A 15,459-nucleotide genomic window follows, 5' to 3' on the forward strand; every position below is an offset into this window, starting at 1 on the left:
GTCGGCTTGAATTTTGGTTGACCGATCGGTTCAAATAATTGTTGTGCTAATCTCGACTCGGATAATCTCCAACTAGCGCCCCCAAGGTGCGATCAGCGATTTATAGTCTTTTCCGGTAACCTCTCCCACGGTTAGAAGAGCGCCATATCCAACCCCGTCGCTTGCAATACCCCACTGTGCGACCGTATCACCGGTATGATAGAGATTTTCGACAGTTGGGTGCTTAACTGGCAGGCGACGCTCGCCAAGCTGACCAGGGCAAATCGACATGCCGTACATATCCTTGGCTCGGGTGAAATAGCCCCATTCGTAAACATCATCCCACTGCGGGTATTGCTTTCTGAAGAAGTCATAAATTAACTGTATCATCTTCTGGATCAACTCGTCGTTTGTGATTTCCGTCGCGCCAAATGGATTTTTTGGGTATAGTGAAATCCAGGTATTCATCAGACATTTACCATTCTTCGCTCGAGTCGGATCAACCTCGCTAGTTTGTTCAAACGAGAAAATCGAGCCTTCGCCAATCACATCCAGCTCTTCAGTACCAGGTAGTTGCCTAATACTGAAATCTCCCTTTCGACCGTCGCCTTTTTCGATCGGCTCCTTGAGACCAATGAATCCCAAGAGTCCCGCCAAAGGAAACTGATTTTCAATTCTCTGCTTGAACTCCATCGGCCAATACGTTTGAGGAAGAATATTCCCAAGGTAGCGGGGAGGAATGTTATTAATAATGACTGGCGCGTTGATTTCCTGCTCCACGCCACTGTCTTCTTTGAGGCGCACGCCGACAGCTTTGCGGTCCTTAACGACGATTTCTGTGACACGGCTATTGGTTCGAATCTCGCCACCACTTTCCCGGATCACGTCGGCGAAAATGTTTGCCACCATCTTGAATCCGCCGGTAACGACGCCGCCCCCCCCGCCTTTTTGGAAATGCATCCCAGCCATGTTGTTCATATTGTTGACCCGAATAATTTCACCGGCTGAGACCGTCGTCGGGCAATTCAAGCCGCCAGAGTAGCAGCCCATCAAACCATAATAATCAATGACATTCTTATCGTTCGTTATGGACTCGAGGAAAGCCTGATAGTCAACGTGATCGTACTGATGCGATTGTTCCTTTGAGATCAACGATGTATATTTTGCAACCCTCTTGCGTTCTTGTTGCGACTCTTTTGGCCAAGAATTGGCGATGTCGCTGAGTTGCATAAATTTGCCGTCTTGGTGATACAAAAAGCCGACTGTCGGCGAAATCGGGATGCTTTTACCAAGGGCATTGGCAATTTGAGCGAAACGATTTCTCGGGCCAAGCGACATTTGATGCCACCCGGTATCGACGATATAGTTCTTGAATAAACCATGCTTTTCCATGATTTCTGGAAATGCCGGCTCGGAGTGCACAATCGAAGAATGGCCGCAGGCCGCCAAACTTTTTCGATATTCGCCTTCGGTAATGTCAGGATTGTGCAGATATCCATAAGACATGATTTTCCCGCCAATATCGGGATTTTTTTCCAGGACGAGTACTTTTTTCCCCTCCATTTTTGCCAAGATCGCCCCGGAAATCAGACCTCCCAGGCCCGCCCCGATAATAATTACGTCATAGTTATTTGCTGTTGCCATCAATCCAACTCCTTTACCGATATGAACAAGGAAGCGCGAAGATTTCGGGAAAAATCGCCGTAACCCCGTGATCGAAACGCACCCACATATAAAATAGACCGACGCTACGGTCTATTTATGGTGCCAGTTTAGGTAGATTGAAACAGCATGTCAACTAAGAACCTGTTCCACCTGCATTTATTTCTTTGGCATCCGAGACAGAAGCAAGCTCCCCATGACGCGCTTAAGTATCGCTTCAGCGATGCGCGCAATGGATGGCAAGGTTGAACATCAGGACGAAGCCGACCAGGTGCCCGCCACATCGCGCGCGCCATAGTCGATGGGATCGTGCAATCGCATTCTGCGACGTCACAAGAACCCGCGACGACAGGCTTTCGCCTCAGGACGATATTGTCCAATTCGCGGATCTCCCGACACCGCACCTCCTGCACAATATACCGATGGGAAGCAGGTGGTGTCGGGCAAGTAGCGGTGAGACGAGGTGCGCCTCATCATGGAGAACGAGACGCTGGCCGCTCTGGCACCCAGCGCCAAGAACGACCTTTTCCTCGCGTAGCTTGAACAAAAGGCGGCGGGGCAAGCCCCCGAAGAAAACCTCGCCGCATTCAGCGCCACCCCGTCGCACTGCTGCATACCAACCGCCGTCATCTTATGGACCGACGAGTCGGTTTGTTATAAAATAGTTTTCACTCCGGGGTCAGACTATTCCTTATGACCATCCCATGCCGTCGCCCGCCTTGTTTCCGAGCATGCTGGGCGGCCCACCAGGAAAATCCATGCCGTCTTATTCTATTGAGGGCGTTATTCCCGTCGTCGATCCCTCCTCTTACGTTCATCCCACTGCGGTGCTCATTGGCGACGTGATAATCGGCCCAGACTGTTATGTCGGTCCATGCGCCGTACTGCGCGGCGACTTTGGTCGAATCATCCTGGAACGGGGCGCCAACGTGCAGGACACCTGCGTCGTGCATGGTTTTCCAGCAAGCAACACTGTAATCGGGGAAAACGGCCACATTGGCCATGGTGCAGTGCTACATGGATGCATCATAGAGCGCGACGCTCTGGTCGGTATGAACGCGGTGGTAATGGACGAAGCCACCGTCGGCCAGCGCAGCTTCGTCGCCGCGAGCGCCTTTGTTCGTGCCGGCATGGAGATCGCCCCTGACATGCTGGTGGCGGGAGTCCCGGCGAAGGTCATTCGCGAACTCACAGCGCAGGAAATCGCATGGAAACATGAGGGCACCCTGACCTACCAGGGCTTGGCGAAACGCAGCCTGACCACGATGCACGAGGTGTCGCCCCTGCCGGCGGTGGAAGAAGGCCGGCGGCGCATCAACGCGTCGGACGCGAAGCCATTGATTGTTACGAAGCGCAACGGCACCTGACTTCGTCCGCGGGCCAAAGATGGCAGCCAGACGGAATCACGGGGGATCTAGAATGGGCTCAAGCCCGCCCATCCCGGGCTTACTATTGTGATTGCCTGTCTATCGATTGCGGCCAAATTCAGCACCCTGTTGGCACCGACCGAAAATTGACCCATCTATAGAATGAACCCCTTCCGGTCCATGTCCAGGGGTTCACTCCACTCCAGCGATGGGTCAATATTTGATCGGCGCCAACAAACATATGGCAGCAACTGCATTGCCGCAATCGGCGCGACGCATTGATTGCGATAGGCCGGACGAGCGCGATGCGGTTTTACCGACGAACTCAGTCGGGCGCTCGGAATTGGTCGGGAAAGTACTTACGCACAATGTCGCCGTCAAAACGTAGTGCGTGGCAACCGCCGACCATGTTGAACGGCTTCCCCATCTGGGCCCAAATAGGAAGGAGAAGTTGAAATGCAGCCGTTGCCATCGGCGGCAACAACTCGTTCAGGTGCGTGCATCCCAGTTCGTCGCGGAACTGGCGCTTAACGAGCTGCGTGAACCCAGGCTTGATCTGCAAACCAATCAGGGACCGGTACGTCGCGTTGATTTCGCCACATACCGGGTAGGGCCCGTGCAAGGTCCTGGCCTGCGCGTCAATGATACGCATCTCCAGATCGATAGTGATGCATAAGCGCATCTCGTGCATCGGTTCTCCGGGCGCAATCGTGCCAGTGACGAGCTCGACGGACTCTGTTACCGTATCAATCAGATGGCCCTCGATGTCCCAGGTGCCATCTGACCGGGCGAAGCCGCTGCACGTAACCCGACGCTGGTGGATAAGACGGCGCTCAACTGATTCAGACGTTTCAGTAATCATGGTGGTTTTCAGTTCGTTAGGACAAATCATGCCCTGGATCTATTCGACGCAAGTGCCTATCCCGGAAAGCGCAGCCATCAGGACGATTCTCAAAACCGTCACGCCGAAATCAATCGCCGCATCGCGACAAACCTCGTAAGGTGGCGGATTGGCGGACGGTTGAATTGTCAGGATGCTGCCGAACGGCCGATCGGTGAACGTGCGCCAGTGCGCGATTTCCTTCGCCGAGTGCTCTGGAGCAGGCTGTGTGAGTGCTGGCAGCATACCCATCACGCCCGCATTGGACACGGCCGAGGCAATCTTGTCGCGCCCACCCAAATCATGCCGTCTTGGATGATCGTGTCTCGGCAACCCAAGAGTTCAGTGACGCGCATTTTCATTTAAATTAAAGCTCATCCGTTCATACATAAACCAATGCGCCGCCATAGCGGCCGAAAGGCATTCGGATAGCATCACAAATAATAGGCATAACGGGTCATGGGTAGTCCTTTCTAGTGTCCTGAGTTTGAAATTCGTTGAATTATTTTGCCTGTTCGCTGTCCCAGTTTTATTGTTTTCGACAGTGAGGATGATATGGCAGGCAGACCGAAAGCGGCGTTGGTGTTGAGCGCAGAAGAACAAGAACAATTGCATGCTTGGGCACGCCGACGCAAGACGGCGCAAGCATTGGCTCTGCGTTCGCGCATCGTGCTGGAATGTGCCGACGGAGCGGAGAACAAGGCGGTCGCCGCCAAACTTGCAGTGACGGGGCAGACGGTATCGAAATGGCGCGGGCGCTTTGTGCAAATGAGATTGGATGGTTTGCTGGACGCCCCCCGCTCGGGCGCGCCGCGCACGATCGATGATGCGCGCGTCGATGCCGTGATCGCCAAGACGCTGGAAGAGAAACCGTCGAACGCCACGCACTGGAGTACGCGCACCATGGCACGCGAAGCTAAGCTGTCGCAAACGGCGGTCAGCCGTATCTGGCGCGCATTTGGCTTGCAACCGCATCGTCAGGAAACCTTCAAGCTATCCACCGATCCGCTGTTTGTCGAGAAGACCCGCGACATCGTGGGGCTGTACATCGATCCGCCGGTCAAGGCGATGGTGCTGTGCGTCGATGAGAAGAGCCAGATTCAGGCGTTGGATCGGACCCAGCCAATCTTGCCGCTGGCTCCTGGCGTTGCAGAACGGCGCACCCATGACTACCAACGTCATGGCACGACGACCTTGTTTGCCGCGCTCGACATTGCCACGGGCGAAGTCATCGGGCAGTTGCACCGGCGGCATCGCAGCAGTGAATTTCTGAAATTCTTACGCACGATCGAAGCCTCCGTTCCGAGCGATTTGGACATTCATTTGGTGATGGATAACTATGGTACGCACAAGACACCAACCATCCGCAATTGGTTCGCCCGTCATCCGCGCTTCCACGTACATTTCACGCCGACCTCTGCTTCGTGGCTCAACCAGGTCGAGCGCTGGTTCGCCACGCTGACCGAAAAACAAATTCGCCGCGGAACCCATCGTTCGACCCGTCAATTGGAAGACGCCATTCGCGATTACCTCAAACTCAATAACGCCGCCCCCAAGCCGTTTGTCTGGACCAAGTCCGCTGATGACATCATGGCCAGTATTGAACGATTTTGTCTGCGAATTTCAAACTCATGACACTAGAAATGCTTTGCGCTTGTACTCCACGTGACGGTTCGTTCACACTTCACGGTTAGAAGGAAATAGTTGCTGCGCGTCGCCGCGGACAAATCCAGGTCCGCTTAACTCGGCGAGCCAGTCGAACTCCTCTTCCAGCTGATCAACCGCGCGTTCGCTCGCCCAGAATACTGGGCCGCCCTCCCACTTCGGAAAACCGTAGCCGTTTACCATCGCCACGTCGATATCGCTTGCTCTGTGCGCCACACCCTCCTGGAGAAGCAGCGCGGCTTCGTTGGTCATCGCCAACAGGGCGCGCTTCGTGATTTCATCGTCGCCAATTTGGCGAGGAACGATACCTTTGGCCGCTCTTGCACTATTGATGATTTTTTCCACTAGCAGATCGGGCCGCCTTGCCCCGCCTTCCTGCTCGTACAGGTAGTAGCCGGCACCGCTCTTGCGTCCGAGGCGTCCGGCTTCACAGAGCAAGTCTGGAATACAGACATAGCGTGCCATCGGGTCGCGTGTAGCGGCAAGGCTCTGGCGCATCCGCCAAGCGATGTCGAGGCCGGAAAGGTCTCCTACGGTGAAGGGGCCCATTGCAAAGCCGAACGATTCAAGGGCGGCATCAACTTGCTGGGGAGAGGCCCCCTCTTCCAGCATGAACTCGCATTGGCGTCGATATGCTGCATAGATCCGGTTGCCTATGAAGCCAAATGCGTTGGCAGACACTACGGGTTGCTTATGTAGACGTCTTGCGAATTGCAAGCTTGTTGCGATAACCTCCGGCGACGTGGCAGCCCCATGTACGATTTCGAGAAGACGCATCACGTGTGCCGGGCTGAAAAAGTGGAGTCCGACGACGTCCTGCGGGCGCGAAGTCACGGCGGCTATCGCATCAAGGTCTGAATAGGAGGTATTCGACGCTAGAATGGCGCCTTGGCGCGCCACCTCATCCAGAAGACGAAAGACATCCTGCTTTATCTGCAAATCCTCGAATACGGCCTCAATCACGAGGTCTGCAACAGCCACCGTCGACCAGTCGAGGCTTCCCCTCAGACGCGCATCGCGCGCTGCGGCTTCGGCGGCGTGTAGCTTTCCGGCGTCGACGCGGCTGCGATAGTGATTGCGTATGCGGTCAATACCCCTGCTGAGTGCGACGTCGTCACGCTCTAGTACGGCGACGTCGAAACCGGCATCGAGTGCAGCAATGGCAATTCCTGCCCCCATTGTGCCGGCACCGATCACTGCCACGTTTTTTATCGGACGTGGCATGGCAGTTTCAAGTGCCGGGTGCTTGGCCGCGTCACGTTGTGCGAAAAACTGGTGGCGTAACGCGCGTGCTTCCCGCGACGTCCGCAGTGATTGAAATGCGCTACGCTCATCCACCAATGCGAGGTCAATAGGAAGTGTTTTGGCCAAACTGATACAGTTGATTGCCGCATGCACCGCTGGACGGCATTTCCCGGCGCGCAATGCACTTTCGGCCGCCTTGGTGATCGAGGACTCGTCGCACACAGGCACGGGCATATCCCGCACTCTCGCTTTCCTGCCACGCATTTCCCGTGCCAAAGAAATGGCTTCTTTACGCAGGCTTGTTGCCGCCACCTTGTCGATGAGGCCGAGAGACAGCGCCTCTTCGCTAGATACTCGCTCACCGCTGCAGACGAGGGAGATCGCCTTCGGAATGCCAGCCAGACGAGCCAAGCGTTGCGTGCCGCCCGCTCCAGGAATGATGCCGAGTGTTACTTCAGGCAGGCCAACCACAGTGCCTGCAAGCGCAATTCTTGCATCGCAACCAAGGGCAAGCTCGTATCCGCCGCCCAGTGCTGCACCATGCAATGCTGCCACGACCGGTTTTTCGCAGGATTCAATCGCCGCGATGACGGCAGGCAACTGGGGATCTGCAAGCGGTTGTCCGAATTCACGCAAATCGGAACCTGCGACAAACGTATTTCCAGCGCCGATGATGACAATGCCGTTAACAGCAACATCAAACTTCACTTCTTCGATAGCAGCCAGCAATCCGCTTCGCACTTCGAGCGATCCGGCATTGATCGGAGGATTGTCGATCACTACAATGGCAATATCATGCTCCCGTTCAATACGAATACAATTGTTCAACATCATGCTTTCCCCTTCGACTTACCTATGCTCTGTTCCAAAAAAGCCATGACCGATTCGCGGTGTTCATTGCTCGTGTAGCAGATCCCTTGAGCCTGGCTTTCCTGTGCAAAAATTTGCTCGGCGGATAACTCAAAGCTTTGATTAACAATTGTTTTGCTCAGCGCAAGCGCTGTCCGCGATCCCTTGCTCAGTTCAATTGCCCATGCGCGGGCATCAGCCAACAGCGTTTCCGGCGAGCTGAGACGATCTGCGATCCCGATACTCAACGCCTCAGCTGCATCGACCTTTCGGCCGCTGAAAATCAATTCCTTCGTTTTGGATAGACCAACGCGGCGTGGCAGCAGATACATCCCCCCCCCATCCGGGACTAGTCCACGGGCGACGTACGACCATGTAAAGTTGGCTTCACTGCTAGCAATGACGAAGTCGCACGCCAGGGAGGTATCCGCTCCAAGACCGGCCGCCACACCATTCACTGCCGCAATCGTAGGTTTTGGCATGGTGTGGAGTAGCGACTGGGTATAATGAACGTGCTGCTGACGACGCCAGCCATTAAAGCCTACCTCGCCCGCTGGCACGTTCAAGCGCCTCTCCATGCTAGCGATGTCGCCCCCTGCACAGAATCCTCTACCGTTACCGGTAAGGATTAGTGCACGGATTTCGGGATCAGCCGACACTTGCTCTAATGCGGAAATGAACTGAGTACGCATGTCGTCGTTCATCGCGTTATGCTTTTCTGGACGGTTCAGGAAGATAGTAGCTATACCCGACTCGATTTCTAATTGGATCAGTTCACTACACATTTGGTGACCCCCTTAAATTTTCAATAGGTGTAATTGGGCGTGCACAGCCGGGGAAAAATACGCCTACATGTTCGGATAATTCGGCCCGCCGCCGCCTTCCGGCGTGACCCACACGATATTCTGGCTCGGGTCCTTGATGTCGCAGGTCTTGCAGTGCACGCAGTTCTGCGCATTGATCTGCAGGCGATCCTGGCCGGCATCGGTCTTGACGAATTCATATACGCCGGCCGGGCAGTAGCGCTGCTCCGGCCCCGCATACTTGGACAGGTTCACGCCCACCGGAATCGCATCGTTCCTGAGCGTCAGGTGGATCGGCTGCTCTTCCGCATGGTTGGCGTTCGAAATGAACACTGACGACAGCCTATCAAACGTCAGCTTGCCGTCCGGCTTGGGATAGGCGATCGGCGTGCATTCGGCGGCCGGTTTCAGGCACTCGTGGTCGGCGTAGTTGCGGTGCAGGGTCCACGGCGCCTTGCCGCGGAAAACCATCTGGTCGATGCCGGTCATGATGGAACCCAGGACCAGGCCCTTGGACAGCCATGGTTTGACGTTGCGCGCCACGTGCAATTCTTCATGCAGCCACGAGCGCGCGAATGCCACCGGGTAGGAGCTTAGTTCGTCGTGCTGGCGCTGCTCGCCCAGCGCGGCAAAGGCAGCCTCGGCGGCCAGCATGCCGGTCTTGATGGCGGCGTGGCTGCCCTTGATGCGGCTCATGTTGAGAAAGCCCGCGTCGCAGCCGATCAGGGCGCCGCCCGGGAAGACCAGCTTGGGCAGCGACTGCAGGCCGCCGGCGGTAATCGCCCGGGCGCCATAAGAGAGGCGCTTGCCGCCTTCGAAGAAGGAGCGGATGGCCGGATGGGTTTTGTAGCGCTGGAATTCCTCGTACGGCGACAGATAGGGATTGGCGTACGACAGGCCAATCACATAGCCGACCACGACCTGGTTGTTTTCCAGGTGGTACAGGAAGGACCCGCCATAGGTATCGTTCTTGAGCGGCCAGCCAGTGCTGTGGATCACCAGCCCCGGCTTGTGCAGCTTCGGATCGATTTCCCACAATTCCTTGATGCCGATGCTGTAGGACTGCGGATCCTTGCCCTGGTTCAGGTCATAGCGCGACATCAGCTGCTTGCCCAGATGCCCGCGCGCACCTTCGGCAAACAGCGTGTACTTGGCATGCAATTCCATGCCCAGCTGGAAGGCATCGGTGGGATTGCCTTCGCGGTCCACGCCCATGTTCCCTGTCGCCACACCTTTGACCGAGCCATCGTCGTTGTAGAGGATTTCGGCGGCAGGAAAGCCGGGGAAGATTTCCACGCCCAGGCTTTCTGCCTGCTGGCCCAGCCAACGCACGACGTTGCCCAACGAAACGACATAGTTGCCGTGGTTTTCAAAGCAGGCCGGCACCATGAAGCCGGGCGTCCGGTAAGCCCTGGTTTCGGTCAGGAAGAGGATGCGGTCTTCCGTGACTTCGGTATGCAGCGGCGCGCCCAGCGCTTTCCAGTCCGGCAGCAGCTCGGTGAGCGCGCGCGGATCCATGATCGCCCCCGACAGGATGTGGGCGCCGAGTTCGCCGCCTTTTTCGAGGACGCAGACGGCGATGTCATTGCCCTTTTCCGCCGCCAGCTGTTTGAGTTTGATGGCCGCAGACAGGCCGGCAGGTCCTCCGCCGACGATGACAACGTCGTATTCCATTGCTTCGCGCGGGCCGTATTCTTGTTCCCGGCCTTCTTCAAATTGCATATTCATTCCACCACATGTCCATTTGTATTCAATTGCACAGATTGCACATATAGCGCACATTTCGATCGATCATTATCGTTTGAGTGAGCTTGCTAGTGCGCGTCAGCGTCGACGTTATCGGTAACTACGTTCTATAAAGCGTTCTGGGGCGACGCGAATTCCACGTACATTCTCTCGAACCTGATATTTTCTGCCGCGAGTTATTTCAAGCAACACGACTGGGACTAACCGAATTCTGAATAACTTTCTTTCGAGTTGTAGTACGTCATTTCGAAAAGACCATAGCGGCGACAGATCTAGCTCACATTTGCCCTCCACTCTTCAGGAACAGCCGACTGCGGCGTAGTCTCATTCGAGATTGCCGTCTTCTCATTCAAGAGAAAATATGACAGCGCCGGAATCAATACTAATGCGCCAACCATATTCCATAGAAACATGAAAGTTAACAAAATTCCCATGTCCGCTTGAAATTTAATCGGAGACCACGCCCATGTGATGACCCCGGCAGCGAGCGTGAACCCAACCAGGGCAACCACTTTTCCGGTAAATCCGATGGCCTGCTGATACGCGACTGCGAGTGGCATCCCAGCCCGCTGATTGTCCATCTGAATGCTAAGCAAATAGAGTGAATAGTCGACACCAATACCAACTCCCAAGGCAATCACGGGTAATGTAGCCACTTTCACGCCGATACCCAACACTGCCATTAGCGCCTCGCACAATATGGATGTGACAACGAGTGGAATTACTGCGACTACGACCGCACGCCAGCTGCGAAATGTAATGAAACACAGAAGCACGACTGCAGCATAGACGTAGAACAACATGGTACGACTAGCTCGCTCGACAACGATATTGGTAACCGCTTCAATTCCGGCTGGCCCGGCGGCAAGCAGGAAGCGAAGGTCCTTGTCATTATGCTCTGCGGCGAAGCGCTCTACCGTCGATAGCACATTGCGCAGTGTTTCCGCCTTGTGGTCAGCGAGATAGGCAAACACCGGAATTGTTGAGCAGTCCTTATCCACCATCTCTGGGTTGTCGCTCAATGTCCAGTGCACGGCACCACCCGTCAGCATTTTGTTGCGAGACACACTGAGCCACTTTGGATTACCCTCTTGAAGACCACTGACGACTTTGATGACGTTGTCCGACAAAGCAACCGTGCCCGTAACACCGGGAACCTCGCGAAGAGCCCAAGTAAGATTTTCTGTTTCTTTCAGCACTTGGAAATCTGCACATCTCTCCGGAGACGTCTTCACGATCACTACGAACTGATCATTCGATATCTTGTAATGGCCATTGATGTAATTAGTATCACGGTTGTAGCGAGAGTCGGGCCGTAGCTCCGGAGCGCCAGGGTCAAGGTCTCCGACTTTAAGGTTCAGACTTAGGGCATAGCCAACAATGGTAAGTAGCAGCGCAACTGCAATGGCTCCAATTGCCCAGCGTCGCGTCGTAAATCGGTCCAGAAGCGTCCATACCACCCCGAATCCACTCCCTCCAAGCTCTTTGCGTTCATTATTGAGGCTACGCCGCGCGGCACCTGGGCTGATTCCGATATAGGAAAGCGAGACTGGCAGCAGCAACAAATTTGTAAGCACTAATATTGCGACACCGATGCTGGCAATCAGCGCCAGATCGCGAATGACAGGGATGTCAATAAACATTAGAACTGCGAATCCCGCAGCATCGGCAATCAAGGCTGTCAAGCCAGCGACAAATAGACGGCGAAAGGTAAAACGCGCCGCCACATAGCGCGGGATACCGCGACCGACATCCTGCATGATCCCGTTCATTTTTTGTGCGCCATGACTGACACCGATAGCAAAAACCAAAAATGGCACCAACGCTGAATACGGGTCCAGCTCAAATCCGAGCAGTTGAATCAGGCCGAGCAGCCATAACACGGCAATAAGCGAGCAAGCCAGAACGACTACTGTGCTACGCAGGCATCGAGTGTAGCCAAGTATTATGGTGACGGTAACCAGAATGGCAATTCCGAAGTAGGTAAGCATTTGCTGGATCCCTGCGATTAGATCTCCAACCAGCTTCGCAAAGCCAACAATATGAATACGTACTTTCGCGGCGGGCCCACCCGGTTCAAACTCGTTCCTGATCTTGGTCTCGAGACGTTCCCCTAGCGCACCATAATCGAGACGTTGGCCATTCACATTTTCGAGTAGAGGAACAACGATCATAATGGACTTGTAATCATTCCCAACCAGATTTCCGACTAGTCCCGCCGTACGAATGTTGCGCTTCAGTTCCTCAATTGATTGCGCCGTTCCGTCAAAATTATCCGGCATCACTGAGCCGCCTCGAAACCCTTCCTCAGTTGCTTCTGTCCACCGAACGCTCGACATCCAAATCGACTTTACCCACGCGCGGTCTACGCCCGGCGTAAGAAATAATTCGTCGTTAACGCGTTTCGTTATTTCCAAAAAATTAGGATCAAAAATATCGCCTTGAGTGTTTTCCACCACAATGCGCAAAACATTGCCTAAGCCTCCAAGCTTGTCGCGGCTCTCGAAATAATTCTGGATATAGGGATGATCCTGTGGAATCATTCGGTCAAAGCTGGCGTTCGCAGTAAGCTTGGAAGCGAAAAATCCTAACGCTATCGTCAAAAGAATGCAGATGGCGACGAAGCTGGATCGATTATTGAAGACAAGCCGCTCGAGAATATTACCTGACTTTTTGTCGAATTCTTGGGCACTTGTTGGTGGGATCCGGTCTGTCATCGAACTACCTTCAAATATTTATGCTTGATTGAGACTACGGCGGGTCCATTGCTGCCAACTAACGCAGCTTTCTCATCCGACATGCGTACTACTCCGAAGTAAGAAGGCATTGGTGTGGCAATCGTCACCTCCGAAAATAGTTCTCCGCGGTCGCCGCTTATCAGTAGCTTGCCATCTTGGGTTGATATTAGGAGGATGTCGGCTAAGAGGCTCGCGCCAGTAATCGATGCTAAGGCCCCGACAGAAAGTTTTGTCCACGACTGTCCATGATCACTGCTGCGAAAGGCATTTCCGCGCATGCCGAAAACAATTAATACTTTATCATCCCCAACGGCACCGAAGTAGCTGCCGGAATATGGTGAATCCATTTCCACAAAACGTTCACTCGCCCGATCCCACCGCCGCAGCAATCCTTGTTCGCCGACGAGGAATAACACTCCGTCGCTGACCGCCAACGCATACAAATGAAATCCTTTGGGATTTCCTGTGCGGTCAATTATTGGCGCCCAGCTCTTGCCACCATCCTTGGTGTGAAAGGCGAGGTTGAATGCTCCTACGGCAAATCCCTCGTTGTCATCTACGAACAAGATATCGAAGAATGGCTTGTCAGCACCTTCATCACCCATCCGCAGAATATCTGCTATACCATCAATTTTTTTGGTGCTTGCTTTCAAGTTTCCGTAGTGGCGACGAATGATCTCAGCGGCTTGATTGCCATCGAATTGCTTTTTCCAGCTTAGGCCACCGTCGGTCGTGTTTAGGATAATGCCGTCGTGGCCCACAGCCCAGCCGGTCTTCGAATTGAGGAAACGGACGTTGACGAGGTCGGAGCTCACAGGAGCCTGCACCTGCTGCCAGCTTTGGCCGGCGTCACGCGAAATGAGAATGTGCCCTCGAGGCCCAACTGCAACCAAATTCGATCCGGCTTGTGCAACAGCAAGGAGGCGGCCGCGTTGTGCCAGCGGTGTCAAAGTGGACACGCGTTCCAACGGATCCTTAAAGTCAGCCGCTGCCGATGCAACAAAGCCCACGAATAGAACGCATCCCAGCGCGGTTTTAATACCTGAAACCTTCATTCTGCTCTCCACCTTGAATGCTCAAGACTCAGGAAGCACCTGCCAATACTGCGCAGGTGTCCCTATGCAATACTCGTTACGGTTTTAGAATATGCGTCGTCATTGATTCCGGCGTCAATGAACTCGGGGCAAGTGCTGGATAGTGTACGTGTCCACCTTCTGGCGACATCCAGATGTAGATCCCCGTGACCAAATCAAGAATATACTGATCAGTGATTCCTGGAGCTTGAAGATCGTAGGCAGGAACACCCGGGTTAATGTTTACCCGGTAAAGGCTGCCTGACTTATCATAGTTTTCTTCAATACCAGCGGCGAAAGTATCTTCATCCAGGAAGAAATCACGCTTCTGATATACATGCCGCTTCCCTTCTTTCAAGGTGGCCTGCACATGCCAAACGCGGTGCATTTCCCAACGCACGCATTCGGACTTAAGGTGGTTCGGCAGTAGCTTTGCGTCCCCTTTGCATGCGTTGCTATTGTCAGAATTCGTCAGCTTGTATGCATTGTAGGGGATAAGGACTTCTTTCTTACCGACCAACTTCCAGTTGTAGCGATCACGCTTGCCGGAAAAGATTTGCTCTTCATCATAAACCATCGCTCCGCCCACTGTACTCACCGGTGCATCCCCTGCCAAATCCGGCGCCAAGCGGACGCGACGCGTTGATGGTTGATAAGACCATGCCCGACGTTCGCTATCGGCAACCCTGTCGTAATACTGAGTGGTTTGACCATTCAGACGCGCTGGGCTGTAATACTCCAATCGGACCAATCCGAAAGTGTCTGGCGGATTTTTACGTGTGTCATACAGACCCAGTTCGCGGTACAGATTGGATCGCTGCGTGACAACGATTTCACCCGATGGCTTAACATAGTAAGTTGAGAAATTTTTGCTCACAAAGGACAAACCACGATAGCGGGCGGCGTGGTTCCACATTACTTCAAGACCAGATTTAGGGATCGGAAACGGCAGGCCGAATCCGCACCCTTTTGAGGTGTCTAGCCCGTCGCCGTCCGCGATGAGGGCGCATCTCTCTGCATTCTTTACTGTATTTTCAAGAACCGTGGACGGGTAAGTGGCCGACCGATGCGTAGGATATACGTCAACATAAAAAGTCGGGTATTTCCGAATCAGTGCAAGCGTTCCCGGGGTGAGTTTGTCATTGTGCTGTTCAGCATTTTTTGCATCGATGCGGTACAGAGGCTTATCTTTATCAAAAGGATCGGGCCTTACTCCCGGGTTGCTCTTAACGAACCCCGGTGGCATCTCGATAATGCCCCCCGTGTATGCAGGGATCGTCCCAGACGCATTTGCCGCCTTCTCGGCGCCCCAAGGCGTCAAGGTGGTACCGAGCTTTTTCATCTCATCAGGCGAAACAGCAGCCCGTGCCGTGCCAGTTACGGAAATACAAGCGACCAGGCCAATCAACGCGATGTTCAAATTCATTTTCTATCTCCTTGGTGTGTTTCGTT

11 protein-coding genes are annotated in these 15,459 nt (G+C 54.1%); 2 read left to right on the forward strand and 9 right to left on the reverse strand.

Features of this window, described 5'->3' with window-relative positions; genetic code table 11:
* Window positions 1-72: 72 nt before the first annotated feature.
* On the reverse strand, window positions 73-1,623 hold the full coding sequence (locus tag D3878_RS14750; protein WP_119786182.1) for a phytoene desaturase family protein: 1,551 nt from the start codon (window positions 1,621-1,623) through the stop codon (window positions 73-75).
* Between the two features lie 776 nt (window positions 1,624-2,399).
* On the opposite strand from D3878_RS14750, the gene D3878_RS14755 reads away from it, so the two are divergent.
* Window positions 2,400-3,008 carry a phenylacetic acid degradation protein PaaY gene (locus tag D3878_RS14755; protein WP_119786183.1) on the forward strand — a complete coding sequence of 203 codons (609 nt, stop codon included), beginning with the start codon at window positions 2,400-2,402 and terminating at the stop codon, window positions 3,006-3,008.
* A 325-nt stretch (window positions 3,009-3,333) separates the two neighbouring features.
* Here the strand turns inward: D3878_RS14755 and D3878_RS14760 are convergent, their stop codons facing one another.
* Together D3878_RS14760 and D3878_RS24820 are read right to left on the reverse strand one after the other, a co-directional pair.
* Complete coding sequence (locus tag D3878_RS14760) at window positions 3,334-3,870, reverse strand: DUF2889 domain-containing protein (protein ID WP_158592278.1); 537 nt, start codon at window positions 3,868-3,870, stop codon at window positions 3,334-3,336.
* A 39-nt stretch (window positions 3,871-3,909) separates the two neighbouring features.
* Window positions 3,910-4,134: a hypothetical protein gene (locus tag D3878_RS24820; protein WP_147383977.1), complete on the reverse strand. Its 225-nt coding sequence runs from the start codon at window positions 4,132-4,134 to the stop codon at window positions 3,910-3,912.
* A 309-nt stretch (window positions 4,135-4,443) separates the two neighbouring features.
* Here D3878_RS24820 and D3878_RS14770 point away from each other — a divergent pair, with 309 nt between their 5' ends.
* Window positions 4,444-5,523, forward strand: coding sequence for an IS630 family transposase (locus D3878_RS14770; protein WP_119783788.1), 1,080 nt, complete (start codon window positions 4,444-4,446; stop codon window positions 5,521-5,523).
* Window positions 5,524-5,565: 42 nt separating this feature from the next.
* On the opposite strand, the gene D3878_RS14775 is transcribed toward D3878_RS14770, so the two are convergent.
* The 6 genes from D3878_RS14775 to D3878_RS14800 form a co-directional block, all read right to left on the reverse strand.
* Window positions 5,566-7,632, reverse strand: coding sequence for a 3-hydroxyacyl-CoA dehydrogenase NAD-binding domain-containing protein (locus D3878_RS14775; protein ID WP_119786186.1), 2,067 nt, complete (start codon window positions 7,630-7,632; stop codon window positions 5,566-5,568).
* Complete coding sequence (locus D3878_RS14780) at window positions 7,629-8,432, reverse strand: enoyl-CoA hydratase/isomerase family protein (RefSeq protein ID WP_119786187.1); 804 nt, start codon at window positions 8,430-8,432, stop codon at window positions 7,629-7,631. Before D3878_RS14780 ends, D3878_RS14775 begins: the two co-directional genes overlap by 4 nt.
* 63 nt (window positions 8,433-8,495) lie before the next feature.
* Complete coding sequence (locus D3878_RS14785) at window positions 8,496-10,124, reverse strand: electron transfer flavoprotein-ubiquinone oxidoreductase (protein WP_119787916.1); 1,629 nt, start codon at window positions 10,122-10,124, stop codon at window positions 8,496-8,498.
* A 344-nt stretch (window positions 10,125-10,468) separates the two neighbouring features.
* Complete coding sequence (locus tag D3878_RS14790; RefSeq protein ID WP_119786188.1) at window positions 10,469-12,913, reverse strand: efflux RND transporter permease subunit; 2,445 nt, start codon at window positions 12,911-12,913, stop codon at window positions 10,469-10,471.
* Window positions 12,910-13,989 carry a WD40/YVTN/BNR-like repeat-containing protein gene (locus tag D3878_RS14795; protein WP_119786189.1) on the reverse strand — a complete coding sequence of 360 codons (1,080 nt, stop codon included), beginning with the start codon at window positions 13,987-13,989 and terminating at the stop codon, window positions 12,910-12,912. Before D3878_RS14795 ends, D3878_RS14790 begins: the two co-directional genes overlap by 4 nt.
* 76 nt (window positions 13,990-14,065) lie before the next feature.
* The gene (locus tag D3878_RS14800) at window positions 14,066-15,433 is read right to left on the reverse strand and encodes a DUF1329 domain-containing protein (RefSeq protein WP_119786190.1); all 1,368 of its coding nucleotides are present in this window, start codon (window positions 15,431-15,433) and stop codon (window positions 14,066-14,068) included.
* Window positions 15,434-15,459 lie beyond the last annotated feature (26 nt).

It is taken from the genome of Noviherbaspirillum sedimenti (genome assembly GCF_003590835.1).
Lineage (GTDB): Bacteria > Pseudomonadota > Gammaproteobacteria > Burkholderiales > Burkholderiaceae_D > Paucimonas > Paucimonas sedimenti.

Excerpts from the sequence above, each read along its gene's own strand:
- D3878_RS14755 (WP_119786183.1), top strand. The coding sequence starts at position 2,400 with ATGCCGTCTTATTCTATTGAGGGCGTTATTCCCGTCGTCGATCCCTCC.
- D3878_RS14750 (WP_119786182.1), bottom strand. The coding sequence starts at position 1,623 with ATGGCAACAGCAAATAACTATGACGTAATTATTATCGGGGCGGGCCTG.
- D3878_RS14785 (WP_119787916.1), bottom strand. The coding sequence starts at position 10,124 with ATGGAATACGACGTTGTCATCGTCGGCGGAGGACCTGCCGGCCTGTCT.
- D3878_RS14775 (WP_119786186.1), bottom strand. The coding sequence starts at position 7,632 with ATGATGTTGAACAATTGTATTCGTATTGAACGGGAGCATGATATTGCC.
- D3878_RS14770 (WP_119783788.1), top strand. The coding sequence starts at position 4,444 with ATGGCAGGCAGACCGAAAGCGGCGTTGGTGTTGAGCGCAGAAGAACAA.
- D3878_RS24820 (WP_147383977.1), bottom strand. The coding sequence starts at position 4,134 with ATGCTGCCAGCACTCACACAGCCTGCTCCAGAGCACTCGGCGAAGGAA.
- D3878_RS14790 (WP_119786188.1), bottom strand. The coding sequence starts at position 12,913 with ATGACAGACCGGATCCCACCAACAAGTGCCCAAGAATTCGACAAAAAG.
- D3878_RS14760 (WP_158592278.1), bottom strand. The coding sequence starts at position 3,870 with ATGATTACTGAAACGTCTGAATCAGTTGAGCGCCGTCTTATCCACCAG.
- D3878_RS14795 (WP_119786189.1), bottom strand. The coding sequence starts at position 13,989 with ATGAAGGTTTCAGGTATTAAAACCGCGCTGGGATGCGTTCTATTCGTG.
- D3878_RS14800 (WP_119786190.1), bottom strand. The coding sequence starts at position 15,433 with ATGAATTTGAACATCGCGTTGATTGGCCTGGTCGCTTGTATTTCCGTA.
- D3878_RS14780 (WP_119786187.1), bottom strand. The coding sequence starts at position 8,432 with ATGTGTAGTGAACTGATCCAATTAGAAATCGAGTCGGGTATAGCTACT.